The organism is Nonomuraea guangzhouensis (assembly GCF_019396345.1).
In the GTDB taxonomy this organism is placed as follows: Bacteria; Actinomycetota; Actinomycetes; order Streptosporangiales; family Streptosporangiaceae; genus Nonomuraea; species Nonomuraea guangzhouensis.
Genome location: NZ_JAHKRM010000058.1, coordinates 1 through 22,180 on the forward strand (window position 1 = coordinate 1; position 22,180 = coordinate 22,180).

At 69.0% G+C, this 22,180-nt stretch carries 22 protein-coding genes; 12 read left to right on the forward strand and 10 right to left on the reverse strand.

The annotated features are described in order from the left end of the window. Window positions 1-46: 46 nt before the first annotated feature. Window positions 47-1,951, reverse strand: coding sequence for a DEAD/DEAH box helicase (locus KME78_RS60145; RefSeq protein ID WP_219539302.1), 1,905 nt, complete (start codon window positions 1,949-1,951; stop codon window positions 47-49). Window positions 1,952-2,288: 337 nt separating this feature from the next. Between KME78_RS60145 and KME78_RS60150 the strand changes: the two genes are divergently transcribed. Next, window positions 2,289-2,933: a ferritin-like fold-containing protein gene (locus tag KME78_RS60150; RefSeq protein WP_219539303.1), complete on the forward strand. Its 645-nt coding sequence runs from the start codon at window positions 2,289-2,291 to the stop codon at window positions 2,931-2,933. Window positions 2,934-2,994: 61 nt separating this feature from the next. On the opposite strand, the gene KME78_RS60155 is transcribed toward KME78_RS60150, so the two are convergent. The 5 genes from KME78_RS60155 to ligD (KME78_RS60175) form a co-directional block, all read right to left on the reverse strand. After that, window positions 2,995-3,228, reverse strand: a complete 234-nt coding sequence (locus tag KME78_RS60155) for a DUF3107 domain-containing protein (protein WP_308127575.1) — start codon at window positions 3,226-3,228, stop codon at window positions 2,995-2,997. A gap of 83 nt (window positions 3,229-3,311) precedes the next feature. Continuing rightward, on the reverse strand, window positions 3,312-3,932 hold the full coding sequence (locus KME78_RS60160) for a TetR/AcrR family transcriptional regulator (RefSeq protein ID WP_219539304.1): 621 nt from the start codon (window positions 3,930-3,932) through the stop codon (window positions 3,312-3,314). A 62-nt stretch (window positions 3,933-3,994) separates the two neighbouring features. Beyond that, window positions 3,995-4,207, reverse strand: a complete 213-nt coding sequence (locus KME78_RS60165; RefSeq protein WP_246654920.1) for a hypothetical protein — start codon at window positions 4,205-4,207, stop codon at window positions 3,995-3,997. A 33-nt stretch (window positions 4,208-4,240) separates the two neighbouring features. Next, complete coding sequence (ligD, locus tag KME78_RS60170) at window positions 4,241-5,122, reverse strand: non-homologous end-joining DNA ligase (RefSeq protein ID WP_308127576.1); 882 nt, start codon at window positions 5,120-5,122, stop codon at window positions 4,241-4,243. Then, on the reverse strand, window positions 5,119-6,000 hold the full coding sequence (gene ligD / locus KME78_RS60175; protein ID WP_219539305.1) for a non-homologous end-joining DNA ligase: 882 nt from the start codon (window positions 5,998-6,000) through the stop codon (window positions 5,119-5,121). Before ligD (KME78_RS60175) ends, ligD (KME78_RS60170) begins: the two co-directional genes overlap by 4 nt. An 82-nt stretch (window positions 6,001-6,082) precedes the next feature. Between ligD (KME78_RS60175) and ku the strand changes: the two genes are divergently transcribed. Beyond that, window positions 6,083-6,955 carry a non-homologous end joining protein Ku gene (gene ku, locus KME78_RS60180; RefSeq protein WP_219539306.1) on the forward strand — a complete coding sequence of 291 codons (873 nt, stop codon included), beginning with the start codon at window positions 6,083-6,085 and terminating at the stop codon, window positions 6,953-6,955. 310 nt (window positions 6,956-7,265) lie between these two features. On the opposite strand, the gene KME78_RS60185 is transcribed toward ku, so the two are convergent. Next, window positions 7,266-7,670 (reverse strand): hypothetical protein, encoded by a 405-nt coding sequence (locus KME78_RS60185; protein ID WP_219539307.1) that lies wholly within the window; start codon window positions 7,668-7,670, stop codon window positions 7,266-7,268. Window positions 7,671-8,007: 337 nt separating this feature from the next. Between KME78_RS60185 and KME78_RS60190 the strand changes: the two genes are divergently transcribed. The 10 genes from KME78_RS60190 (at window position 8,008) to KME78_RS60235 (ending at window position 19,549) form a co-directional block, all read left to right on the forward strand. Beyond that, on the forward strand, window positions 8,008-8,907 hold the full coding sequence (locus tag KME78_RS60190; protein WP_219539308.1) for an alpha/beta fold hydrolase: 900 nt from the start codon (window positions 8,008-8,010) through the stop codon (window positions 8,905-8,907). A 43-nt stretch (window positions 8,908-8,950) separates the two neighbouring features. Continuing rightward, window positions 8,951-10,132 (forward strand): adenylyltransferase/sulfurtransferase MoeZ, encoded by a 1,182-nt coding sequence (moeZ, locus tag KME78_RS60195; RefSeq protein WP_219539309.1) that lies wholly within the window; start codon window positions 8,951-8,953, stop codon window positions 10,130-10,132. Window positions 10,133-10,209: 77 nt separating this feature from the next. Continuing rightward, complete coding sequence (locus KME78_RS60200; protein WP_308127577.1) at window positions 10,210-10,929, forward strand: hypothetical protein; 720 nt, start codon at window positions 10,210-10,212, stop codon at window positions 10,927-10,929. Further along, window positions 10,923-12,191, forward strand: a complete 1,269-nt coding sequence (locus KME78_RS60205) for a S8 family peptidase (protein WP_246654921.1) — start codon at window positions 10,923-10,925, stop codon at window positions 12,189-12,191. Before KME78_RS60200 ends, KME78_RS60205 begins: the two co-directional genes overlap by 7 nt. Window positions 12,192-12,346: 155 nt before the next feature. Next, the gene (locus KME78_RS60210) at window positions 12,347-13,147 is read left to right on the forward strand and encodes a hypothetical protein (RefSeq protein ID WP_308127578.1); all 801 of its coding nucleotides are present in this window, start codon (window positions 12,347-12,349) and stop codon (window positions 13,145-13,147) included. After that, window positions 13,141-14,298 carry a S8 family serine peptidase gene (locus tag KME78_RS60215; RefSeq protein ID WP_219539310.1) on the forward strand — a complete coding sequence of 386 codons (1,158 nt, stop codon included), beginning with the start codon at window positions 13,141-13,143 and terminating at the stop codon, window positions 14,296-14,298. The genes KME78_RS60210 and KME78_RS60215 overlap by 7 nt, the downstream gene beginning before the upstream one ends. Before the next feature lie 22 nt (window positions 14,299-14,320). Beyond that, window positions 14,321-14,680: a hypothetical protein gene (locus tag KME78_RS60220; protein ID WP_219539311.1), complete on the forward strand. Its 360-nt coding sequence runs from the start codon at window positions 14,321-14,323 to the stop codon at window positions 14,678-14,680. Next, window positions 14,668-14,985: an MGMT family protein gene (locus KME78_RS60225; RefSeq protein ID WP_219539312.1), complete on the forward strand. Its 318-nt coding sequence runs from the start codon at window positions 14,668-14,670 to the stop codon at window positions 14,983-14,985. Before KME78_RS60220 ends, KME78_RS60225 begins: the two co-directional genes overlap by 13 nt. A 101-nt stretch (window positions 14,986-15,086) precedes the next feature. Next, a complete protein-coding gene (locus tag KME78_RS60230) occupies window positions 15,087-17,939 on the forward strand; it encodes a CDP-glycerol glycerophosphotransferase family protein (protein ID WP_246654922.1) in 2,853 nt (950 codons plus the stop codon). Window positions 17,940-18,514: 575 nt separating this feature from the next. Continuing rightward, window positions 18,515-19,549, forward strand: coding sequence for an iron-containing alcohol dehydrogenase family protein (locus KME78_RS60235; protein ID WP_219539333.1), 1,035 nt, complete (start codon window positions 18,515-18,517; stop codon window positions 19,547-19,549). On the opposite strand, the gene KME78_RS60240 is transcribed toward KME78_RS60235, so the two are convergent. From KME78_RS60240 to KME78_RS60250, 3 genes are all read right to left on the reverse strand, one after another. After that, the gene (locus KME78_RS60240; RefSeq protein ID WP_219539313.1) at window positions 19,525-19,986 is read right to left on the reverse strand and encodes a GNAT family N-acetyltransferase; all 462 of its coding nucleotides are present in this window, start codon (window positions 19,984-19,986) and stop codon (window positions 19,525-19,527) included. The two genes, KME78_RS60235 and KME78_RS60240, sit on opposite strands and share 25 nt — an antisense overlap. Before the next feature lie 332 nt (window positions 19,987-20,318). Next, window positions 20,319-21,290: an NAD(P)-dependent alcohol dehydrogenase gene (locus tag KME78_RS60245; RefSeq protein ID WP_219539314.1), complete on the reverse strand. Its 972-nt coding sequence runs from the start codon at window positions 21,288-21,290 to the stop codon at window positions 20,319-20,321. A gap of 66 nt (window positions 21,291-21,356) precedes the next feature. Further along, a complete protein-coding gene (locus KME78_RS60250) occupies window positions 21,357-22,019 on the reverse strand; it encodes a class I SAM-dependent methyltransferase (RefSeq protein ID WP_219539315.1) in 663 nt (220 codons plus the stop codon). Window positions 22,020-22,180 lie beyond the last annotated feature (161 nt).

The window sequence follows — 22,180 nt, forward strand, 5'->3', positions numbered from 1 at the left end:
GGGCGCCTGCTTCTGTCAGCCTTCGGTCCCTGCGTCGGCCAGGTGCCTAGCCGGCGCGACGGCGGTTGCCACCGCCGTTGTTGCCACCGCCGCCGCCACGCGGCTGGCGGCGCGCCTGCTTGCGCTCGGTGGCCGCCGACGGGGCGATGTCGTCGTCGTCCGTGGCCAGGTCGGGTGACTGGAAGATCACCATGAACGGGCTCGCGGGGACGATGCGGTCCGGCTCCTGGCGCACCGGGGGCGGCGGCGTGGAGAAGCTCGTCTCGGCGATCGGCGCCCGTTCCATGACCCGCTCCTCCACGACCTGCTCCTTCGCGATGTGCTCCTCCGTGCTCCGCTCCGCTGCGGGAGCCTGCTCGACGACCTGCCTGCGCTCGGCGGCGGGCTTGCGCTCCCTGGTGGGCTTGCGCTCGGCCACGGGCTCGCGCTCGGCCTTCTGCTCGACAACCGGCTCGCGGTCGGTGAGCGGGGCCTCCGGGGCGTCGGCGAGGGCGTTCTCGATGGCGGCCGAGGCGGCCCCCCTGCGAGTGCGACCGCGCCGCGGCTCGGCGGCCGCCTCGATCTCGTCAGCTGAAATGATGGCGGGTGTCTCCTCCGTCTTTCTGGCGGTCGCCTTGCTGGAGCGACTGGGCACGGGCTCGACCTCCGGCGTCTCGACGGGTGCGGTGCCCTCTTCCGTGGGCATTCCGCCGCGGGTGCGGCGGCGCTGGCGCGGCGTGCGCGCCGGACGCTCCTCGCGCTCGTCACGGCGGCGACCACCGTTACGAGAGCGCGTCCTGCCGGTCTCGCCGAGATCCTCGATGCGCTCGGCCGACAGGCCCGCCCGCGAACGGCTGGCATGCGGCAGGACGCCCTTGGTGCCCTCGGGGATGTTGAGCTCGGTGAAGACGTGCGGCGAGGTGGAGTAGGTCTCCTCGGGCTCGGCGAAGTCGAGCCCGAGCATCTGGTTGATCATCTTCCAGCGGGTCAGCTCCTCCCACTCCACGAACGTGACCGCGATGCCCGTGCGCCCGGCCCGGCCGGTGCGGCCGGTGCGGTGCACGTAGGTCTTGTCGTCGGTGGGGCAGTCGTAGTTGACCACATGGGTGACGTCGTCGATGTCGATGCCGCGGGCCGCCACGTCGGTGGCGACCAGCACGTCGATCTTGCCACTGCGGAACGCGCGCAAGGCCTGCTCGCGCTGGCCCTGGCCGAGGTCGCCGTGGACGGCCGCGACCGCGAAGCCGCGGGTCTCGAGCTGCTCCGCGACCATGTCGCAGGCCCGCTTGGTCTCACAGAAGACCATGGTGAGCCCGCGGCCCTCGGCCTGGAGCAGCCGGGCGACGATCTCGATCTTGTCCATCCGGTGGACGCGCCAGACGATCTGGCGTACCTGCGGGTGCGGGATGCCCTCGCCGCCCTCGCCGTTCTCGTGCTCGGCGCGTACGTGAGTGGGCCGGTTGAGGTATTTGCGGGACAGCGCGACGATCTCGCCGGGCATGGTCGCCGAGAACAGCATGGTCTGCCGCTCGTCGGGGATCAGCTTGAAGATCCGCTCGATGTCGGGCAGGAACCCCAGGTCGAGCATGCGGTCGGCCTCGTCGAGCACCAGTGAGGTGATCTGGCTGAGGTCGAGGTGCTTCTGCTTGACCAGGTCGAGCAGGCGCCCGGGGGTGCCGACGATGACGTCGACGCCCGCCTTGAGCGCTTCGACCTGCGGCTCGTACGCCCGGCCGCCGTAGACGGTCAGGACCCGCGAGCCGAGCTTGCCGGCGGCGGTGACCAGGTCTTCGCTGACCTGTACGGCCAGCTCGCGGGTGGGCACGACGACCAGCCCGCGTGGCTTCTTGCGGTTCTTACGCGGTTTGCCGATGCCCTGGAGCATCGCGATGCCGAACGCGTAGGTCTTTCCCGTGCCTGTGCGTGCCTGACCGATCAGGTCCTGGCCGCTCAGCGCGAGCGGGAGTGCCATCTCTTGGATGGGGAACGGTGTGGTGATGCCCTCGGTCTCGAGGGCATCAGCGATCTCAGGTGTGACTCCGAGGTCTCGGAAAGTCGTCAGCGTGGCCTGCCTCAGTCTCAAATGAAGGCGGGCCTGCCGGGACCGACGGGCGGAAAACAAACCCCGTGCCTGGGTCCTCGCGGTAGAGCCAGCCCTCTCGCGTCATCGCGACCGCAGACCCGGGAGTGGGGGGTTAACGGGGAATTCCCCCGAATTAACACAGTGCGGTCGCACTTTCACAGAGCAGTGTACTCGATACCACAACGTTGGCCGAGTTTCCGAATGTTCCCGAAGTACGCTGCCTTCCATGAACGAGTCTCCAGGAGTCGTCGATCTGCTCGGTGTGCTGGCTTATGCCGAGCTCAGCGCCTTCGCGCGGATGACCGAGGACGCGGCGTCCCTCGCCCCCTCCTTGGCCGATCAGGTCGCGCTGAGCGAACTGGCCGTGGCCGAATATGCCCACTTCCGCCTGTTGCACGACCGGCTGACCGAGCTCGGCGCCGATCCCGAACAGGCGATGTCCCCGTTCGCCGAGGCGCTGGACGCCTGGCACACCCAGACGGCCCCGGCCGACTGGCTGCAGGCGCTGGTGAAGGCGTACGTGGGTGTGGGCATCGCACTCGACTTCTACCGGGAGGCGGCCAGGCACCTCGACCCGTCGATCGCGAAACTGGTCGATGAGGTGCTCGTGGACGAGGGCCGCTCGGAGTTCGCGGTGGAGCGGGTCAGGGCCGGGCTCGTGGCCGACCCGACGGCGAGCGGCCGGCTGGCGCTGTGGGCGCGGCGGCTGGTCGGCGAGGCGCTCAGCCAGGGGCAGCGGGTCGCGGCGGCCCGGCCGGAGCTGGCGCTGCTGCTGGTCGAGTCGGCGTCCGACGACCAGGCGCAGATCTCCCGGCTGTTCGCCACCCTGACCGAGGAACACGGCAAGCGGATGGCCGCCCTCGGCATCTGAACGGCTGATCGCTCCGCTCAAGCGAGGGTACGGCGCTCGCCGCCGCACCCCGCTCGAGCCGCTAGAGGGTGCCTCCGAAGCCGACGGGCCTCGACTCGTCCTCGCCGATCTCGATGAAGCCGATCGACGCGACCGGTATGATCACGCGCCGCCCCTTCACGTCGGTGATGGAGAACACGCCGCGATCGGCGGCGAGCGCGTTTCTGATCTCCTCTTCGACCTGCTCGGACGATAGTTCGGTCTCGACGACGAGTTCGCGGTGTACGGAGCGTACGCCGATCTTGACTTCCATCATGCTCCCTTTCGACGGGGCCGGCTCACCCCATCGTCGTCGCTGACCGGCCGGGAAACGCCGCTGATCGCGCCCAGCGAACGGGTTTAAGCCGTACGCGGAAAACCGCTGATGCCGCGCCAGGCCAGCCGGGCCATGAGCTGCTCGGCGGCGTCCTTCGGAATGGAGCCGTGCTGGGTCACCCAGTAACGGGCGCTCACCTCGGCCATGCCGACCAGCCCGACGCCGAGCAGGTGGGCCTCGTCGCTGGTGCAGCCGGTGTCCTCCTGGATCACCGCACTGACCATTTCCGCGCATTCCTGCAGCGAACGCTCCACGCGCTGGCGCACCGGCGCCACGTTGCGCAGGTCCGACTCGAAGACGAGCCGGAACGCCTCGCCCTGGGTGGAGACGAAGGAGTAGAACGCGCTGAACGTTGCCTGCACGCGGAGTTTGTTCTCGTGCGTGGAGGCCAGCGCCTCGCGGCAGCGGTTGACCATGTCGTCGACGTGCAGGTCGAGCAGCGCGAGATAGAGCTCCAGCTTGCCGGGGAAATGCTGGTACAGGACGGGTTTGCTGACTCCTGCCCGGTCGGCGATCTCGTCCATGGCGGCCGCGTGATAGCCGTTCTCCACGAACACTTCCTGCGCCGCGCTGAGTAGCTGCCGGCGGCGGGCCAGTCGGGGCAGCCGGGTGCCCCGGGGCTTGGCGTCCGGGGTTGCGGTCACGCTGGTCTCCATGGGTCTCTGAGTCGGCTGTTCGGACATCCTACGTGCGGCTCAGCGGCTCATCAGCGATAGTCGTCATCATCGAGGTCCACCTCACGGGCCTGCTCGGCGGCGTCGGCGGGGTCGACCTCCAGCGGGGTCTCCCGGAGCGTCCCGCCCCCGGCGCCGCGAATCAGGAGGAGCTGTTCGGCGGCGTCGGCCTCGGGAGCCTGGACCGGGAGTTCTTCCATTTCGTCGAAGGGGAGGTCGTCCCCACGTACGTCCATCTCCGACATTGCAGTCCCCTTCTAGGTGCGGACGGAACCAGACTACGCCTGACCGAAAAGGTCGCCGTGTTCCTCGACTCTGGCCAGTACGTCGTGTGTCGCGAACACCAGGTCCTCCGGATGCTCGCAGCCTTCGACCTCCTTCCACAGCAGCGGCGTCGAGACCGTGGGCCGCTCCCTGGCCCGCAGTGAGTAGGGGGCCACGGTGGTCTTGGCCGGGTTGTTCTGGCTCCAGTCGATGAACACCTTGCCGGGGCGGGCCTTCCTGGCCATCACGCTGACCACCTGCTCGCGGTGCGCCTTCTCCAGTACCTGGGCCAGTCTCTTGGCGTACGCCGAGGGCTCCTCGCGGCCGTCCCAGTCCGCGTACAACTGCATGCCCTTGTTGCCGCTGGTCTTCGGCCGGGCGGTGAGGCCGTCGGCGCGCAGCACCTCGCGCAGCATGAGGGCCACCCGGCAGCACTCCACGATGGTCACAGGAGGGCCCGGGTCGAGGTCGAACACGAGCGTGTCGGGCGGCAGCGCCTCCCCGTCGGCGGACACCCGCCACTGGGGCACGTGCAGCTCCAGGGCCGCCAGGTTGGCGTAATAGACGAGCGAGGGCAGATCCTCGATGACGGCGAAGTCGATGGTCTCGCGGTTCTTGGTGCTGCCCGGCACGGGCAGCGTGACCCTCCTGATCCAGTCCGGGGTGTGCTCGGGCGCGTTCTTCTCGAAGAAGGACTGGCCGGTCACGCCGTTGGGGTAGCGCTTGACGGTGAGCGGCCGGCCTTCGAGGTGCGGCAGGAGTACGGGGGCGACGCGGCTGTAGTAGTCGATCACCTCGGCCTTGGCGAAGCCGGCCTCGGGATAGAGGACCTTGTCCAGGTTGCTCAGCGTCAGCTGCCGCCCGCCGACCTTCACCGCCACCTTCTGGGGGCTCACAACGTCACCTCCGAAGGGAGTTTGTCCGGGCGCAGCCCGCGCCACACGGGGTGGCGCAGTCGCAGATCGTCGGTCCACATCGTGTAGGCCACCTCCCCGACGAGGTCGGGTCTAACCCATCGGTTGCGCCATGGGACGTCGTTCTGGAAGGGACTGCGCGGGATCTCCAGCGGGCGCAGGAACGCGTCGAGCTGGTCGAGCACGTCGTCGGTGAAGCCGGTGCCGACGTGCCCGACGTAGGTCAGGCCGCGCTCCGTGAACACGCCCATGATCAGCGAGCCGACCCCGCCCGACCTGCGGCCCTTGCCGGGTTTCCAGCCGCCGATCACGACCTCCCGCGTGCTGAGGTGCTTGACCTTGATCCACCATGGCGAGCGCGTGCCCGGCCGGTACGGCGAGTCGAGGCGCTTGGCGACCACGCCTTCGAGCCCCTGCTCCTTGGTGGCGGCGAGCAGGTCGGACTCTCCGGGGAAGTACGGCGGGGCGCCGATGTCCAGCTCGTCGAGGAGGCTGCGCCGGTCGCGGTACGGCAGGTCCAGCAGGGTGGTGCCGTCGAGGTAGAGCAGGTCGAAGGGCAGGTACGTGACCGGGTACAGCTTCAGCATCGTCTCTTCGGGGTCGGTGAGATGCATGCGGTGCTGCAGGCGGACGAAACTGGGGCGGCCGCGCGGGTCGAGCGCGACGACCTCCCCATCGATCACCGCATTCTTCACCCCGAACCCCGAAATTTCGGGATACCGGCGGGTGTAGTCGGCTCCGTGCCTTCCCGTCACCTTCAGGGCGCCGTTCCGGTGGAGGAGGGCGCGGATGCCATCCCATTTGACCTCCAGGCCATACCGCTCGCGATCCTGAGGTAGTTGCCCAGGTACGGCGAGCATTGGTTCGATCGGATATGGCATTGGTGGCCCCATGGGGGGGTATGTGCCCATTGGGCGAGCCCGCTAGAGCTGAGGAGTGCCCATGCGCAGCATCTGGAAAGGGGCGATCTCCTTCGGCCTCGTGACGATTCCCGTCAAGCTCTATTCGGCGACCGACCAGAAGGACGTCACCTTCCACCAGGTGCACCGCGAGGACGGCGGCAGGATCCGCTACAAGCGCGTGTGCACGCTCGACGGTGAGGAGGTCCCCTACGCCGACATCGCCAAGGGCTATGAGCTGGCCACCGGCGAGATCGTGGTGCTGACGGACGAGGACTTCGAGGACCTGCCGCTCAGCACGTCACGCAGGATCGACGTCCTCCAGTTCGCGCCGGCCGAACAGATCGACCCGATCTACTTCGCCAAGTCGTACTATCTCGAACCGGACGCTCAGGGCGCCAAGCCGTACGTGCTGCTTCGCAACGCCCTGGAGAGCTCGGGGCAGGTCGCGGTCGTCAAGGTGGCGCTGCGGCAGCGGGAGTCGCTGGCCACGCTCAGGGTGCGTGACGGGGTGTTCGTGCTGGAGACCATGTACTGGCCGGACGAGATCCGCGTGCCCGACTTCAATTTCCTCGAAGAGGACATCGAAGTGCGGGCCCAGGAGCTCAAGATGGCCGAGTCGCTCATCACCACGATGGAGGCGGACTTCGACGCGACCGAGTACCACGACGCCTACCGCGAGGCACTGCAGCAGGTGATCGAGGCGAAGGTGGAGGGCAAGGAGGTCGTCGCGCCGCCGGCGGGCGAGGAGGAGGCGGGTCCCGCCGTCGACCTCATGGCCGCGTTGCGGGCGAGCGTCGACGCGGCCAAGCGCGAGCGTTCCGGCGCGGCCGCCAAGCCCAGGAAGACCGCCAAGGAGTCCAAGGACGAGGGGGAGAAGGCCGCCCCCAAGCGCAAGGCCCGCAAAACCGCCTGATCGGGCGGTGCGCCCGGAAAAGGCAAGGCGCCTTCGGCTTTATTGCCGAAGGCGCCTTTATGTTCACACATCCAGGAGAGAAGCGACTTTATCGGCCGCTCCCCTCAATGCCATGGGGAATGAATTCCCGTCGGCTCCGTACGCGTGGGCGTGGCGACTTTCTGAGTGCCTGTGTTCCTTTATGAGAACACAGGCACTCAGCACGCGTCCGGAACTCCCCCAAACCGGAGAACCGGTTGCATGGCTATCTCTTCGGACCGTATCCGGCGACCCTTGCTGGAGTGTCCCCGGACGGGTCGTCTGCGCGTTGTTACTGGGCGATCTCGCGCTGCAGATCGCGCTCGCGCTCGAGCTGAGCCTGGGCCTGGCGGGCGTCCGCGTCCGCGTCGGCGTCGTTGCGGTTGAAGTTGCGGGCGTCCGCGTCAGAGTCACCGCGCACGTTGTTCGTGTTGGTGTTGTGCAGGTGGATGTGGACCTTGACCCGGCCGCCACGGTTCCTGCGGCCCCAGCCGCCCCAGCCGCCGCCCCAGCCGCCCCAGCCGCCACAGCGACGGTGGCAGCCGCCACCCCAGCCTGCGACGACACCCGCGTTGGTGGCGGCGGAGGCCGTGGCGTTGGCGGACGATGCGGTGGTCAGCGCGCCCAGACCGATGACGGTACCGGACATGGCCGTGCTCAGCGCGAGCCCTGCGAGGACACTCTTGAACTTGGGCATTGAATTCCCCCCTAAAGGATCGGTTGCCCCGTTCCAGATATTTACCGGACTGAACGGTAAATACCTTGGATGTCGTCTAATGCGTCATCCGTGCGGATTTATTTCCGGCGGGCTGGCGGATAAACGGGCCTTGTTGTGTTTTGCTATACGCTAACTCTCTCATTGCTCTCATTAAGCATTTATGAAATGAAATGAAAGGATTTGTCCGTTTTGCGGGGTGGCGACTCCGCGTGCCTCTGCGTGAATCGCGGGATCATAAATGCTAATAAAGGAGCATTTGTCGTAAATGTAGGCTGGAAGGCGAGGGCGGCTATCGTTGAGTGAGCGAGGAGGGCACATGGCAGCAGCGCCGATCCCGCACTGGCCAGGACGCATGTTCGGGTCGGTGCACGTACGAGCGACCCCGGAAGGCGCCCCCGAGAAGGCGGTCTTCGTCCACGGCCTGGCCGGTGCGGCCACCAACTGGACCGACCTGATGGACGAGCTGAAAGACCTCGTCACCGGCTACGCCATCGACCTGCCCGGAGCGGGGTTCTCGCCCGAGCCCGCCGACGGCGACTACACCATCGCCGCGCACGCCCGCGCGGTGATCGGCCTGCTGCGGGAGACCGGTCCCGCGCATCTGTTCGGCAACTCGCTGGGCGGCGCGGTCGCCGTCAGGGTGGCCGCCACCCGCCCCGACCTGGTCCGCTCGCTCGTCCTCATCTCGCCGGCACTGCCCGACCTGCTGCCCAGGTACGGCCCGGTACGCGTCGCCGCCGCGGCGCTGCCCCTGCTGGGCGAGTGGGTGGCCGCCAAGCTCCGGCTGATCCCCGCCGAGCAGCGGATCAAGGCCTCCTTCGCCATGGTCTGGGCGGACGTCGCCGCGGTCCATCCGATACGCCTCCGCGACGCGGTCGAGGAGCAGCGCAGACGCGACGCGCTGGCCTACGCCGGCGCCGCCATGATCGGCTCGGCCCGGGGCATCGTGGCCGAGTACTTCCGCCGCGGCGAGGAGAACCTGTGGCGTCAGGCCGCCCTCATCGAGGTGCCCACCCTGATCGTCCACGGCAGGCACGACCGGCTGGTGCGGCCCGCCATGGCCGCCAAGGCAGCCCGTACGTTCAGGCAGGTCAGACTGGTGCTGTTGCCGCGGGCCGGGCACGTGGCGATGATGGAGACGCCCCGTGTGGTGGCCGCGGAGGCCCGCCGTCTGATCGGTGAGACGCGGTTGGGGAATGCCCGACTCGCCAACTAGGTTTCACAGGGGGATAGGTCCCCCTGGAACGGGAGCGTAGAAAGTGTCGTTGCCACCACTGGTCGAGCCGGCCGCTGAGCTGACCGTCGACGAAGTGCGCCGCTACTCACGCCACCTGATCATTCCCGACGTGGGGATGGCCGGGCAGAAGCGGCTGAAGAACGCCAAGGTGCTCTGTGTGGGCGCCGGTGGCCTGGGATCGCCCGCGCTGATGTACCTCGCCGCGGCGGGTGTGGGCACGCTGGGCGTCATCGACTTCGACGTCGTCGACGAGTCCAACCTGCAGCGCCAGATCATCCACGGCCAGTCCGACGTGGGCAGGCCGAAGGCCGAGAGCGCCGCGGCCACGGTCCGCGAGATCAACCCGCTGGTCGACGTCGTCATCCACAACACGGCGCTGACCAACGACAACGTGATGGAGATCTTCTCCGGTTACGACCTCATCGTCGACGGCACCGACAACTTCGCCACGCGCTACATGGTGAACGACGCCGCGGTGCTGCTCGGCAAGCCGTACGTCTGGGGCTCGATCTACCGCTTCGACGGCCAGGCGAGCGTGTTCTGGGCCGAGCACGGCCCCTGCTACCGCTGCCTCTACCCCGAGCCCCCGCCTCCCGGCATGGTGCCGTCGTGCGCCGAGGGCGGCGTGCTGGGCGTGCTGTGCGCCTCGATCGGCTCCATCCAGGTCAACGAGGCGATCAAGCTGCTCACCGGCATCGGCGACCCGCTGGTCGGCCGGCTGATGATCTACGACGCCCTGGAGATGAAGTACCGCGACGTCAAGGTCCGCAAGGACCCCGAGTGCGTGCTCTGCGGCAAGAACCCGACGGTCACCCAGCTCCTCGACGACTACGAGGCGTTCTGCGGCGCGATCTCCGACGAGGCCGCCGAGGCCGCGACGGGCTCGACGATCACCGCCCGCGAGCTCAAGGCCATGCAGGACAACGGCGACGACATCTTCCTCGTCGACGTCCGTGAGATCAACGAGTACGAGATCGTCTCCATCCCCGGCGCCACGCTGATCCCCAAGGGTGAGTTCCTCAACGGCTCGGCCCTGGAGAAGCTGCCGCAGGACAAGCGGATCGTGCTCCACTGCAAGTCGGGCGCGCGCTCGGCGGAGGCGCTGGCGATCGTCAAGAACGCCGGTTTCTCCGACGCGGTGCACGTCGGCGGCGGGGTGCTCAGCTGGGTCAAGACCGTCGACCCCAGCCTGCCCTCCTACTGAGTCCGGTCACCGAGGTCCTTTCCTGAGGGTCCGGTTTCTGCGGATGACGGCCGGTCGCCCGCATTAAGGTCGATGGCGTGGACGACGCTCGCCCCTGGCCCGCCCTCGTGGTGGCCTCCGTGCTGACGATGATCTGCGCGGTGGCCGCCGGGGTCTCGGCCAGTGCGGCGGGCTCGGAGCTGTCACGCGGCCCGAGCACCGCCGAGCTGCACGCGGCGGCCAAGCGGGAGGTCGCCGAACGCTGGCGCACCTGGGCGACCGGGCGCATCTTCCCGGCCAGCCTGCCCTACTCCGCCGAGCAGGGCGGCCGGGAGAGGGCCAGCCGGGTCGGCATCTCGCCGGGTTTCGCCTGCGCCGGCTCCGTCGACTCCAAAGCCGCCAAGGCCCTGCGCAAGGCGGGCTGCCGGGGAGTGCTGCGCGCCACCTACATCGACGCCCTGCAGGGCGTGCTCGTCACGATCGGCGTCGTGGCCCTGCCCGGCGAGTTCGAGGCCGCGCACGCCAAGACCGCCTTCTCCGCCGTCGGCGCGCCCGTGCCCGGTCTGCGGCCGCTGGCCTTCAAGGGCACGGTCTCCAACCGTTTCACCCCTTCCGTACGCCAGGCCGGCTCCGTACGTCAGGCCGGCCCGTACCTCGTGCTGACCACGGCGGGCCAGGTCGACGGCCGGCCGGCGCGCTCCGTCGGCGAGCAGCGGCCGGCCATCTTCGCCTTCGCCAGCGAGATCTCCGAGCGGATCCTGGCCGACCTGAGCACACCCCGGATGCCCGACTGCGCCTCCCAGGAGTGGCGATGCTGAGCCGCGCGGTGCTGGCCCGTGCGAGCGTGCTGATCGCGGTGGTGGCGATCTTCAGCGCGGGGCCCGCGTTGGGCGCCGGGCCCGCGCCGGGCCTCATGAGTGCCGAGGCGGCCCTGGCCGACGACGTGCGCGGCGGCCAGCAGTCGGTGATCAGCACGCTGGAGCTGAACAAGGCGTGGCGGGTCAGCAAGGGCGCGGGCGTCACCGTGGCCGTGCTCGACTCGGGCGTCGATCCCGGCCACCGCGATCTGGCCGGCTCCGTGACCGTGGGCCGGGACTTCACCGAAGGCGCCAACCCGCCGGGGGTGCCGCCGCGTCGCCTGCACGGCACGTACATGGCCTCGCTGATCGCCGGGCACGGCCACGGCCACCGGAACAAGCTCGGCGTGATCGGCGTGGCACCCAAAGCGCGGCTGCTGTCGGTCCGGGTGATACTGGAGGACGAGGAACCGGGGTTCAGGGAGTTCAACACCGCCGCGCGCTTCGAGAACGTGGTGGCGAGGGGCATCCGCTACGCGGTCGATCGGGGGGCGCGCGTGATCAACATGTCGATCTCCAAGGAGCTGGCGACCCAGGAGGAGCGGGCGGCCGTACGCTACGCGATCTCCAAGGGCGTCGTGCTGGTGGCCGCCGCGGGCAATGACGGCGCGGGCGAGCCCGACGAGACGGGATTCGCCCCCTATTCGTACCCCGCCGCCTTCCCCGGCGTCGTGTCCGTGGGCGCGACGGACCGGCGGCTGCGCCGGGCGACGTTCTCCAACTGGAACTCCTCGGTGCTGGTGGCCGCGCCCGGCGTCGACATCATGGGCGCGGGCCCCGGCGACGAGTACTGGGTCGGCAGGGGCACCTCCCAGGCCACCGCGCTGGTCTCCGGAGTGGCCGCCCTCATTAAGGCCAAATATCCGGAAATGTCGCCGCCGCTGGTCGCGCAGGCCATGACCGCGAGCGCGACCGACCGGCCGCCGGACGGCTACGACACCGGCACCGGCTTCGGCGTGGTCAACGCCGCCAAGGCGCTGGCCGAAGCGGGGCGGCTCGCCACGTACACCGAGACGGCCGCGGGGGCTCAGGCACAGGACCCGGCCCGGCCGCTCGGCGGCGGATCGGCGGGCCGGATCGAAGTGGTAAGCCGGGACAAAGCGCGGGTCAAGGTCTATGGGACGATCGCTCTGGCGGCCGCCCTCGGCGCGCTCTCCTCCATGTGGGCGATATTCGCCCTGGTCAGGCGCGTGCGCCGCGCTCAGAGCGGCCAAGGCGCATGATCCGTCCGCTAAGGGGGACGAAATAGACACGAACCGAGCCTGGGAACGAGGCGGTGGTGAAGGCACGTAGGTCCACCTCAGGGTTGCCGCGCGCCGGGGGAGCCACATCGGGACGGAAGAACCCGCTCGGTGCTCCAGCCGGTCGTCGATCCCGCGTGCGCGCGTGGCCGGCGGCCAACGGCCGTGACAGGGCGGCGTCCAGGGAGCGCGTGGAGCAGGCCGTGCTCCGGCAGGGTGTGCGTTTCCGCCGCCTGTTCGTGATGCTCGTGGGCATCATCGTGGTCATGTCGGCCGTCCTCGTGCTCCTCGGCACGATCGGGCTGCTCGAGGAGACCAGGTCGCGCCCACTGACCGCGGCAGAGCAGAACCAGTACAAACAGGAGGAGATCGCCAGGCGCTGGCAGGCGTGGCCCGCGACCGGCGTCTTCCCGGAAGAGGTGAAGTACGTCGGGCTCGACAAGGCCCAGCAGTACGCCCGGCGCGTCGGCATCGCACCCCAGACCGAGTGCGGCAAGGCCGTCGACCCCTCCGTGGCGGGCATCCTCGACGACCACGGATGCGTGACCATGCTCCGCGCCACCTATGTCGACCAGACGGCCACGTTCGTCTTCACGGTCGGCGTGGCCGTACTGAAGGACGAGGAGGCCAGGCTCTCGGCGACCGAGCAGCTCACCCAGGACGACCGGGTCGGCGTGCTGCCCGTGGCCTTCCCCGGCACGGTGACCGAGCGGTTCGGGGTGGATCAGCGCCAGCGCACCGGCTGGGTGGGCGCGGGGCCGTACATCGTGTTCTCGACCGCGGGCTACGCGGACGGCAGGACCCGGGCGGCCATCCCGCCGGAGGAGATCCTCCACAGCGAGCTGTGGCCGGCGGCCAAGTCGATCGGCAACCAGATCGCCTATTTCCTGGCGGACCCCCCGAAGGTCCCGCCCTGCACTCAGGGGAACGTGTGCTGACCGTTGTACGCGCGCTGACCGCCGTCCTGGTCATGCTGCACGCTCCGGCGGCCCCGCCGGTCAGGGACCAGCAACAGTGGGTGCTCGACGCGCTCAACGTCGAGCAGGCGTGGACGGTCACCAAAGGCAAGGGCATCACCGTGGCCGTGGTCGACAGCGGCGTCGACGGCACGCTCAAGGAGCTGCGCGGCCGCGTGACCGCCGGTCCCGACATGACCGAGGCCACCGTCGAACGCACGGCCAAGCCCGGCAAGCACGGCACCGCGATGGCCGCGCTCATCGCCGGGTCCGGAGCCGACAAAGGGCTGATCGGCGTGGCGCCCGAGTCGGGCATCCTCTCCTTGGCCCTGGCCCTCGACGACGACCCCACCGGCGACACCATCGACCCCCAGCAGCAGGAACGGACCTCGCTGGAGAGCCCGCTGGCCCGTGCCATCCGCTACGCCGCCAACCACGGCGCCAAGGTCATCAGCATGTCGATCGGCACGTACGGGCCGCTCAAGTCCGAGCGCGAGGCCGTCTCCTACGCGCTCGACAAGGGCGCCGTGCTGGTCGCCGCCGTCGGCAACGACGGGCAGACCCAGTACGCCAAGGACAACGGCACCTCGTTCTGGAGCTTCCCCGCGGGCTATTCGGGGGTCATCGGCGTGGCGGCCGTCGACAAGCAGGGCAAGGGCGCGACGTTCAGCAGCGACAATCTGTCCGTCCTCGTCTCCGCGCCGGGCGTGGGCGTGCCCATCGCCAAGCGCAAGGGCGGTTACGAGCTCTCGGAGGGCACCAGCGCGGCGAGCGCGCTCGTGGCCGGGGTGGCCGCGCTGGTCAAGTCGCGCTATCCCGCCATGGCGCCCGAGCAGGTCGCGCAGGCCCTGGCCGCGAGCGCCAGGGGGCGGCCCGCCGCCGGATATGACGACAAGACCGGGTTCGGCGTGGTCGACGCCGGTGCCGCGCTCAACGCGGCCGAACGGCTGGCGGGGGAGCAGCGCGACGTCGGCGTGCCCGATGACCAGCACTTCGGCGTCGGTGAGGACTCACCCGTGCCGTCGCGACCGGGGCCCGATCCGTGGCGGCTGTGGCTCTACGGAGGGGGCGTCCTGGTGGCGTTGATCATGTTCTGCGGAGCCATCGTCGTGCTCAATCAGCGTAGAGAGTAAAGATCCGCTATGGTCGCGCGTCATGGGATACGAGCTGCGCGTAGTTCGTGAAGCGCCCCTGGCGTTCGCCGAGCTCGCGAAGGCGATCGCGCCGGCCGGTTTCGGGCTGCGCGGGACGGACGAGATCGTCGCCGGACACGCCGGTGACACGCACGTCGTAGGTCACTGGCGCGATCAGGTGATCGGCGAGCCGGGCTCCGACTGGCAACTGGCGCAGCTCATCCGGCTGGCGGCCGCGCTCGGCGCCCGGCTCGTCGGCGAAGACGGCGAGCGCTACACCGTGCGCGACGGCATCGTGGAGCTGGTGTCCGGCGGTACGGTGGTCGAAATCGGCAAATACCACGAGATCATCGAGGCGGGGCCCAACGCATGGAGTCCGTGAACCCGTACGCCGAACGGGTCCTCGAGGTGGTGGAGTCCATCCCGCCGGGCATGGTGATGTCCTACGGCGACATCGCCGAATACCTCGGCGAGGGCGGCCCGCGTCAGGTCGGGCAGGTCATGTCGACCTGGGGCGGCGGCGTGCCGTGGTGGCGCGTGGTGCACTCCGACGGCACCGGCGCGGCCCCTGACCACGTACGACGCTGCCTGGAGCACTGGCGCGACGAGGGCACACCGTTGCGCGGCGAGCGGGTCGACATGCGGCAGGCTCGCTGGGACGGGCGTTCAGCCGATTCTAAGAAATGAGTTTGACCTGCGGATTCGCGCGTTAGGCGAATCCGTTGCACGTTAGTCCCCTTACGATGGCATGAACCAGTGATGGCGGTTCGAAAGGCGGTGCCTTACCGATGGCAACCGGCGTCACAGCCCTGAGTCAGGGCGGCGATCAGATCGCCGATCGCCTGAAGGCTGTCCAGGATCTCTGTGACCGGGGTGAGCCGTTCGACGCGGTCATGCGGGCCGTGGGATCGGGCGGCCACGACTCGGCGTTCGACGCCGAGGTGCTCAGTGGGCCGCTGGGTGCCCGGATGGACCTGGCGGTCAAGCGTGGCGCGGCCCGCAGGCGCGAGCTCGTCACCTTGCTGCGCCCCTACCTGGCGGCCGTGGACGCGGGGGTCAAGCGTGACCTGCCCGTCGCCCGGCGCCTGATCTGTCACCTCATCGAGCACCGTCCGGACGACGAGCTGATCGACGGCGACACGCTCACCAAGGTCGTGGCGGCGGCGGCCGAGCCGTCCAAGCGGATCCGCCAGGGTCTGCGCTGGTACGCCGACCTGCCGTTCCGTGACGAGCTCCCGGCCGGCCTCTACCGGCTGCGGCGCGCCGACATGGTGCCCGTGACCCATATCGACGACATCGTGTGGGTCAACGGCAAGCTGCGCGTCACCGGCTTCGCCTATCTGGCGGGCCTGTCCGTCCGCAGCCGCCGGTTCAACTGGGCGACCGTGGTGCTGCGCGGGCCGCGCTGGCTGCCTCCGGTGCGCATGCGCACCCGCCGGGTGCTGGCCCCCGAGGCCACGCACGGCGCGCGCGAGCCGGGCTGCAACTATGACTGGTCCGGGTTCACCGCCGAGCTCAGCCCGTGGTCCCTGCGCTGGCGCGGAGCCGTGCGCGACGTCGTGCACGCCGTACGCAGGCGGCTGCGCCACCGGCCCGCCGTGCACGACACCACGACGTGGCGGGCCGAGATCGTCTTCTACAGCCGTGGCGCGCGGGCCACCGGTCTGCTGCGCGGCGCGTCCCCCGGCCGCACCGAGCGTCCCGCCGGGCTCAAGCTTCAACCGGGCCTGTGGGTCAGACCGGTGTGGACCTCCGACCGGGCGCTCCAGGTCGTCCTCCAGCCCAACCGCGCCGAACTCTCCGGGGTCTCCGTCGAGGGCGAGCGCCTGGAGCTGAAGATCTTCCTGGCCGGCCGTACGGTGACCAAGGGTCATGCCCGGCTGGGCGGCCACCGCATGGCCGCCGAGTTCACGCCGGTCGCCGACGGCACCGAGGTGCTGGTCAGCCTGGCCGTGCCCGCCCTGCTGCAGGAGAAGGACGGGCGGCGGCTCTGGGTCGAGCCGAAGGGCGACCCCGCCGCGTCCGTCATGCTCGCCGACCTGGTGGAGACCAGGGCGCCCTCCGGAGACCGCGAGATCACCGTGCTGGGCGACCGGCGCGACCGCGTGCTCGTCTCCGCGCACCGCATCCGCCCGGTGATCACCTCGGCGGTGTGGGAGGGGACCGCGCTGGTGCTGCGCGGCGACTACCCCGACGCCGCCGGGCCGCGCGTGCTGACGCTGCGCCACCGGTCCGGGCTGTCCTACCACGTGCCGATGGTCCGTACGGGCGATCAGTTCTCCGTACGCCTCGAGCCCGCGTCGATGGACCGCTTCGGCGACGTCGTGCCGCTGGCGTCCGGCACCTGGAACATGTCCGTCCGGCACCCGTCGGGGGAGATCGTCCCCCTGCGCATGGACCACGCGGCGCTGCCCGGCCTCGACGAGACGCCGCGCGCGACCGAGGGGCGGTCCTTCCGGATGCTCTCGACGCGTTTCGACGTGCCGGTGGTGGCGGTCGAAGAGGAGCGGCCGGCCGACGAGAAGGGCGTCGCGGGCACCCACGTGCTGCGGCGGGTCTTCTACCCGGCGCAACGCACCGAGCCGCTGACCGACGCGACCGTCTACGTGGTCAACGACGGCCGGCTCTACGCCGACAGCGTCCGGGCCATCTATGAGGAGCGGGTGCGGCGGGGCGACGACCGCGAGCACATCTGGATCGTCAAGGACGGCGCGTTCACCCCGCCTCCGGGCACGACCTCGGTGCGGGCCGGCAGCCGTGAGCACCACGCTGCGCTCGCCCGGTCCCGATTTATCGTGACAAATGCGTTTTTGCCGGTCTGGTTCCGCTCCCGCGAGGACCAGGTCGTCCTGCAGACCTGGAACGGCACCCCGGTCAAGCGCATCGGCAACGACCAGCCCCACATGACCCGCGACCCCCGGCCGCCGATCTGGCACCGGCAGGCGGCCGAGGTACGCGGCTGGGACGTGCTGCTGTCCCAGTCTCCGTGGGCCACACCGGTGCTGCGGCGGGCGTTCGGCTACCAGGGCGAGATCCTGGAGAGCGGGCTGCCGCGCAACGACGTGCTCAGCTCGCCGGACCGGGACTCGCTGGCGGCCGCGGTGCGGGCGCGGCTGGGCCTGGTCGAGGGCAAGCGCGTGGTGCTGTACGCACCGACGTGGCGTGACTATGACCGCAAGAACGCCATGGTCAAACTGGACCTGGCCAAGGCCCGCGAGGCACTGGGCGCGGACCACGAGCTGTTGGTCAGAGCCCACCCCATGCAAGCCATGCCCGCCGTCCCCGAGATCGCCCACGACGTCACGACTTATCCCGACATAGCGGATTTGCTGCTCGTGGCGGACGTGCTGGTCACGGACTACTCCTCGGTCATGTTCGACTTCGCGGCCACCGGTCGGCCCATGGTCTTCTACGGCTACGACCTGGCGAAATACTCGACGAAGCGGGGCCTGTACATCGACCTTCCGGAGCAGGCGCCGGGTCCGGTGCTGTCGACGTCGGCTGAGGTGATCGACGCACTACGCTCGATCGACTCGGTGGCAGCGGCCCACCAGGACCGCTACGACGCCTTCCGCGCCACCTTCGCCCCCAGGGACGACGGCAAGGCCACGGCCCGAGTCGTAGACCGCCTGTTCTCCTGAGGCTCTTCTCCTGAGGCTCCCAAGGCGCTTCGCCCTGGGGGCCTCAGGCATTTCCGCCTTCAAAGGGCTTCGTAGGGGCGCTTCGCGCGATGGGCTCAGGCGCCGCTTCCGCCCGACCCCACCGCCAAAGGGCTTCGCAGGGGGCGCTTCGCGCGCCGGGCTCAGGCGCATTCCCAGTCGGCGCCGGCGCCGACCCCGCGATGGTCCTCGCTCCGCTCGGGCGCCCTTCCGGACGCTTCGCCGCCTCCTTGGCGGACTACGAAAGGCGGCGGGGGACAGGAGAGGACCGTCGCGCTGACTCCGGAGGGCGGCGGGTGGGTGGGAGTGGATCGTCGCGCTGACTCCGGAAGGCGGTGGAGTCGGCCGCACCATCCGACGCAAAGCCTGACCGAATGTCCTTCATGCAGATCCTGATCGCCGCCGACTTCGCCGATCACTCCTCCATCATCAAGACGCGACGCCGAGCACGAAGATCGCCTGATGCTGTTAGCCTCACGGATTCGATCAGCTCATTTCGCTTTCGGACAGCAACATCCGGTCCGAGGACAAGGACAACCATGCCGCTGTTGGCCCGTATGCTCTCCGCACCCCTGTTCATCGACGTCCGGGCCGGTGCGGTCGCCAGCGTCGGCACGCTGCTGACCGACCTGCAGATCGCGCGGCAGGGCAGGGTGGCCGTCGCCGTCGGTCCCAGCCAGGGTGACGGCATCTGCGAGGAGTTGCGGATCGATGGGGCCGAGGTCTTCCGCGTTCCGGACGGCAGCCTCGCCGCCGCCGTCGAGCTCGGACAGCAGTTGCGGGCCGGTCAGTTCGAGGCGATCGCGGGCATCGGCGGCGGCAAGACCATCGACGTGGCCAAGTTCGCCGCGCACATGGCGGGCATCCCGATGGTGGCGGTGACCACGAGCCTGGGCCACGACGGTATCGCCTCGCCGGTCAGCACGCTGCGGCACGAGTCGGGCACGGGCTCCTACGGCGTCGTGATGCCGGCGGCCGTCCTGGTGGATCTCGATCGCGTCCGGTCCGCCCCGGCGTCGTTGTCCACGGCCGGGATCGGCGACGCGATCAGTGACCTGTCTGCGGTGGCCGACTGGGAACTGGCCGCTGCCGAGGTCGGCGAGCGCCTCGACGGGCTGGCGGTGGCGATGGCCAGATCGGCTGCGCTGGTGGTCCTGCACCAGCCGGGGCAGGCCCGGACCGACGAGTTCCTCACCGTGCTGGCCGAGGCGCTGATCCTTTCCGGGATGGCGATGGGAGTGGCCGGGTCGAGCCGGCCGGCCAGTGGTGGCGACCACGAGATCATGCATGCCGTCAACGAGCTCCACCCTGGCACGGCCAGCCACGGGGAGCTGGCCGGAGTCGGTGCTCTGTTCTGCACTTACCTGCGTCAGGACGAAGACAAGGTCGGGCTGATCTCCGCGTGTCTGGAACGGCACGGGCTGCCGCGCACTCCCGGCGATCTCGGCTTGTCAGACGCCGACTTCGCCAAGGCCGTGGCGTACGCGCCGCGGACCCGTCCGGGCAGGTACACCATTCTCGAGCACCTCGACCTGTCCGAGGCTCAGCTCGCCGATCACGTGGAGGCTTACGTCAAGGCCGTCGCGGGCTGAAGGTCGATCTGGTACTTGATGAAGCCACGGTTCTCGGCCACCTTGTCGTACAGGCGCCGGGCGGTGGTGTTCGACTCATGAGTGTTCCAGTACACGCGGCCGCACCCACGGTCCTTGGCCCAGTCGGTCACGGCCGCGATCAACGCGCGCGCCACGCCTTTGCCCCGTACGTCCTCAGCGGTGAACAGGTCCTGCAGGTAACAGACGTCGGTGTCGGGCGCCGACGTGCTGGGGTGGGGGAAGAAATGCGTGATGCCCACGAGCCGTCCGTCCAGCGTCGCTCCGAGGGCGTGTAGGCGCGTGTCCGCCTGGAACTCCTGCCAGGCCCTCTCGTACATCTCGTCCGGCTCGACGCGCTGGTAGAAGTCGATGTAGGCGCGGAACAGGCCCTCCCAGGCGATCCGGTCGGATGGGAGGAGCTTGCGGATGTTGATCATGTTGCTCCTCCTGGGGCTGCTTCGCGTGGAAGCCACAGGTTAGGGACAAGTGGTCTGCTGCGATACGGCCACTCTTAGCGGAAAGCCAAGGGCCACTTCACACTGCGGCCAGTCCGGCGAGCAGGTCCTTGACCCCGTCGAACGCGATCGCGCCGCTGCGGGACCAGGCGATCAGCCCGTCACGGACTCGGGCGACCATGATGGAGAAGGCGAACCGCTTTCCGGTGGGCAGGACGGTGCCGTGGAGCTGGTACTCGGCGATGACGATCTCCGGATCGGCCGTCTCGTAGATGTGCGCCTACCACGGAGTCGAACTCGCCCGGCGTGCCGGCCTAGTTTGAATGCCCGATGCTGAGCACGACATTTCCAGTTTTCTGGCCTGTCTCGACGTACCGGTAAGCCTCGACGATCTCGTCCAACGGATACTGTCTGTCGATGACCGGCGTGAACTGTCCGGACTCGATCAGTTCCTTGAAATACCGCGCCATCGCCGGGTCGGGCTTCGGGATGGGAAACCTGACCTTCTTGCCGCCGAGCAGCGGAGTCGTGAGTGCCAAGATCGGATTTTGCCACAGGGGACCCAGGTCCGACGCGAGATATATCCCGCGCGGTTTCAGCAGTCGCCTGCATCGGCCGAACGAACTCTTGCCGACGGCGTCGATGACGCAGTCGTATTTCTGCTCGTCCTTCGTGAAGTCCTCGGCCGTGTAGTCGACGACCTTGTCGACACCCAGACCCCTGATCAACTCAACGCTCTTCGTGTCGCAGACCGCGGTCACGCCGGCGCCAAGGCTTTTCAGGAGTTGTACCGCCGCCGAGCCGATGGCCCCGGACGCGCCGTAGACGAGGACGTCCTGCCCGCTCCGGATCTGCGCCGTTCTGATGATCGTGAGGGCATAGTGCGAACCCTCGGTACTGGGCGCGGCCTCCTCGTAGGTCAGGTCCGCCGGCATGAGCGCGAGTGTGCCGTCCTGGGGAATCGACAGGTATTCGGCGTGGGCCCCGAACCCGACATCGTTGTATCCGAACACCCTGTCCCCGACCTTGAAGGACGTGACGCCGCGGCCTATCGCCTCGACTTCTCCAGCAAACTCATTCCCGAGGATCGTCACCCTTGGCCTGACCAGCCCGGTGAAAAGTCGCAAGAAGAAGGGCTTGGCCGCCCGTAACCCGCAGTCCGTACGATTAACCGTCGCTGCGTGGACCTTGACGAGCAGTTCGTTGTCCTTGGCTGTCGGCCGCTCTACTTCCGAGACGCGAACCACTTCCGGCGGGCCATATCTGGTGCGGACTGCGGCCTTCATAGCTGAATTGTAGCCAACGTGCAGGAAATCCGATCAAGTCCCGAACTCGCTATTCGACCGCGAAACTCACTTGCGCAGTTCGATCTCCAGCGACATGGGTTCCTCGTGGATGTCGAACGTTCTGAAGTCCGTGTGGGAGATGATGGCCGTGAACTGCCTCTTGTCGTACGCCCGTCTGGGCAGGACCGAGCGCAGGATGTACCGGGTGATCGCCCGGTTCACCGGGTCGAGGCGCATGCGGGCGACGTCCGCGTCGACCGCCTCCTTGGACAGGTCGCGGCGCAGGTCGTTGATGTAGGCGCGGCCTCCGGGCCGGAGGACGCGGTGCATTTCCCGTAAGGCGCCGACCGGGTCGGAGAAGTTCTTGAAGGCGGCGCAGCAGACGATGAAGTCGAAGCTCGCGTCCTCGAACGGCATGGCCGAGACGTTTCCGTGGCGGAAGTCGACCTGGACGCCCGCCTCCGCCGCCTTCCGCCGGGCGATCTGGACGAAGGACGTGCTGACGTCGAGGCCGGTGACCGTGTAGTCGCCGGTTCTGGCCAGTTCGATGGCGAGGTAGCCGGGGCCGGGGGCCACCTCCAGGAGGTCGGCGCCGGCCGGGGCACGGGCCACCACGGCTCGGGTCTGTTCGGCGAACCTCGACAGGTCCTTGCCAGTGTTGTTCGCGTACCAGCGGGCGATCGTTCCCTCCATGCCGATGCCCTTGTAGCCCTTGTCGGTTCGCGTCATGACCTCTCCCAGGAGTCGGTGCCTACTAAGTCACGATATATCGCATTAGCTCCAAGTCAAGATATGTCGCGAGATTGCACGATGGCGGGGCTGCGGCGTGTCGGCGGGTGGCGCGACTTTTACCCCGGTAGCGTTGGCCGATCGCGTGGTAGAGAGGTCAA

Bases quoted from the DNA above. Each gene is read 5' to 3' on its own strand.
- ligD (WP_219539305.1), bottom strand. From the start codon at position 6,000: ATGCTCGCCGTACCTGGGCAACTACCTCAGGATCGCGAGCGGTATGGC.
- KME78_RS60150 (WP_219539303.1), top strand. From the start codon at position 2,289: ATGAACGAGTCTCCAGGAGTCGTCGATCTGCTCGGTGTGCTGGCTTAT.
- KME78_RS60185 (WP_219539307.1), bottom strand. From the start codon at position 7,670: ATGCCCAAGTTCAAGAGTGTCCTCGCAGGGCTCGCGCTGAGCACGGCC.
- KME78_RS60225 (WP_219539312.1), top strand. From the start codon at position 14,668: ATGGAGTCCGTGAACCCGTACGCCGAACGGGTCCTCGAGGTGGTGGAG.
- KME78_RS60230 (WP_246654922.1), top strand. From the start codon at position 15,087: ATGGCAACCGGCGTCACAGCCCTGAGTCAGGGCGGCGATCAGATCGCC.
- KME78_RS60190 (WP_219539308.1), top strand. From the start codon at position 8,008: ATGGCAGCAGCGCCGATCCCGCACTGGCCAGGACGCATGTTCGGGTCG.
- KME78_RS60245 (WP_219539314.1), bottom strand. From the start codon at position 21,290: ATGAAGGCCGCAGTCCGCACCAGATATGGCCCGCCGGAAGTGGTTCGC.
- KME78_RS60205 (WP_246654921.1), top strand. From the start codon at position 10,923: ATGCTGAGCCGCGCGGTGCTGGCCCGTGCGAGCGTGCTGATCGCGGTG.
- ku (WP_219539306.1), top strand. From the start codon at position 6,083: ATGCGCAGCATCTGGAAAGGGGCGATCTCCTTCGGCCTCGTGACGATT.
- KME78_RS60145 (WP_219539302.1), bottom strand. From the start codon at position 1,951: ATGGCACTCCCGCTCGCGCTGAGCGGCCAGGACCTGATCGGTCAGGCA.
- KME78_RS60240 (WP_219539313.1), bottom strand. From the start codon at position 19,986: ATGATCAACATCCGCAAGCTCCTCCCATCCGACCGGATCGCCTGGGAG.
- KME78_RS60250 (WP_219539315.1), bottom strand. From the start codon at position 22,019: ATGACGCGAACCGACAAGGGCTACAAGGGCATCGGCATGGAGGGAACG.
- KME78_RS60165 (WP_246654920.1), bottom strand. From the start codon at position 4,207: ATGTCGGAGATGGACGTACGTGGGGACGACCTCCCCTTCGACGAAATG.
- KME78_RS60235 (WP_219539333.1), top strand. From the start codon at position 18,515: ATGCTCTCCGCACCCCTGTTCATCGACGTCCGGGCCGGTGCGGTCGCC.
- KME78_RS60155 (WP_308127575.1), bottom strand. From the start codon at position 3,228: ATGATGGAAGTCAAGATCGGCGTACGCTCCGTACACCGCGAACTCGTC.
- KME78_RS60220 (WP_219539311.1), top strand. From the start codon at position 14,321: ATGGGATACGAGCTGCGCGTAGTTCGTGAAGCGCCCCTGGCGTTCGCC.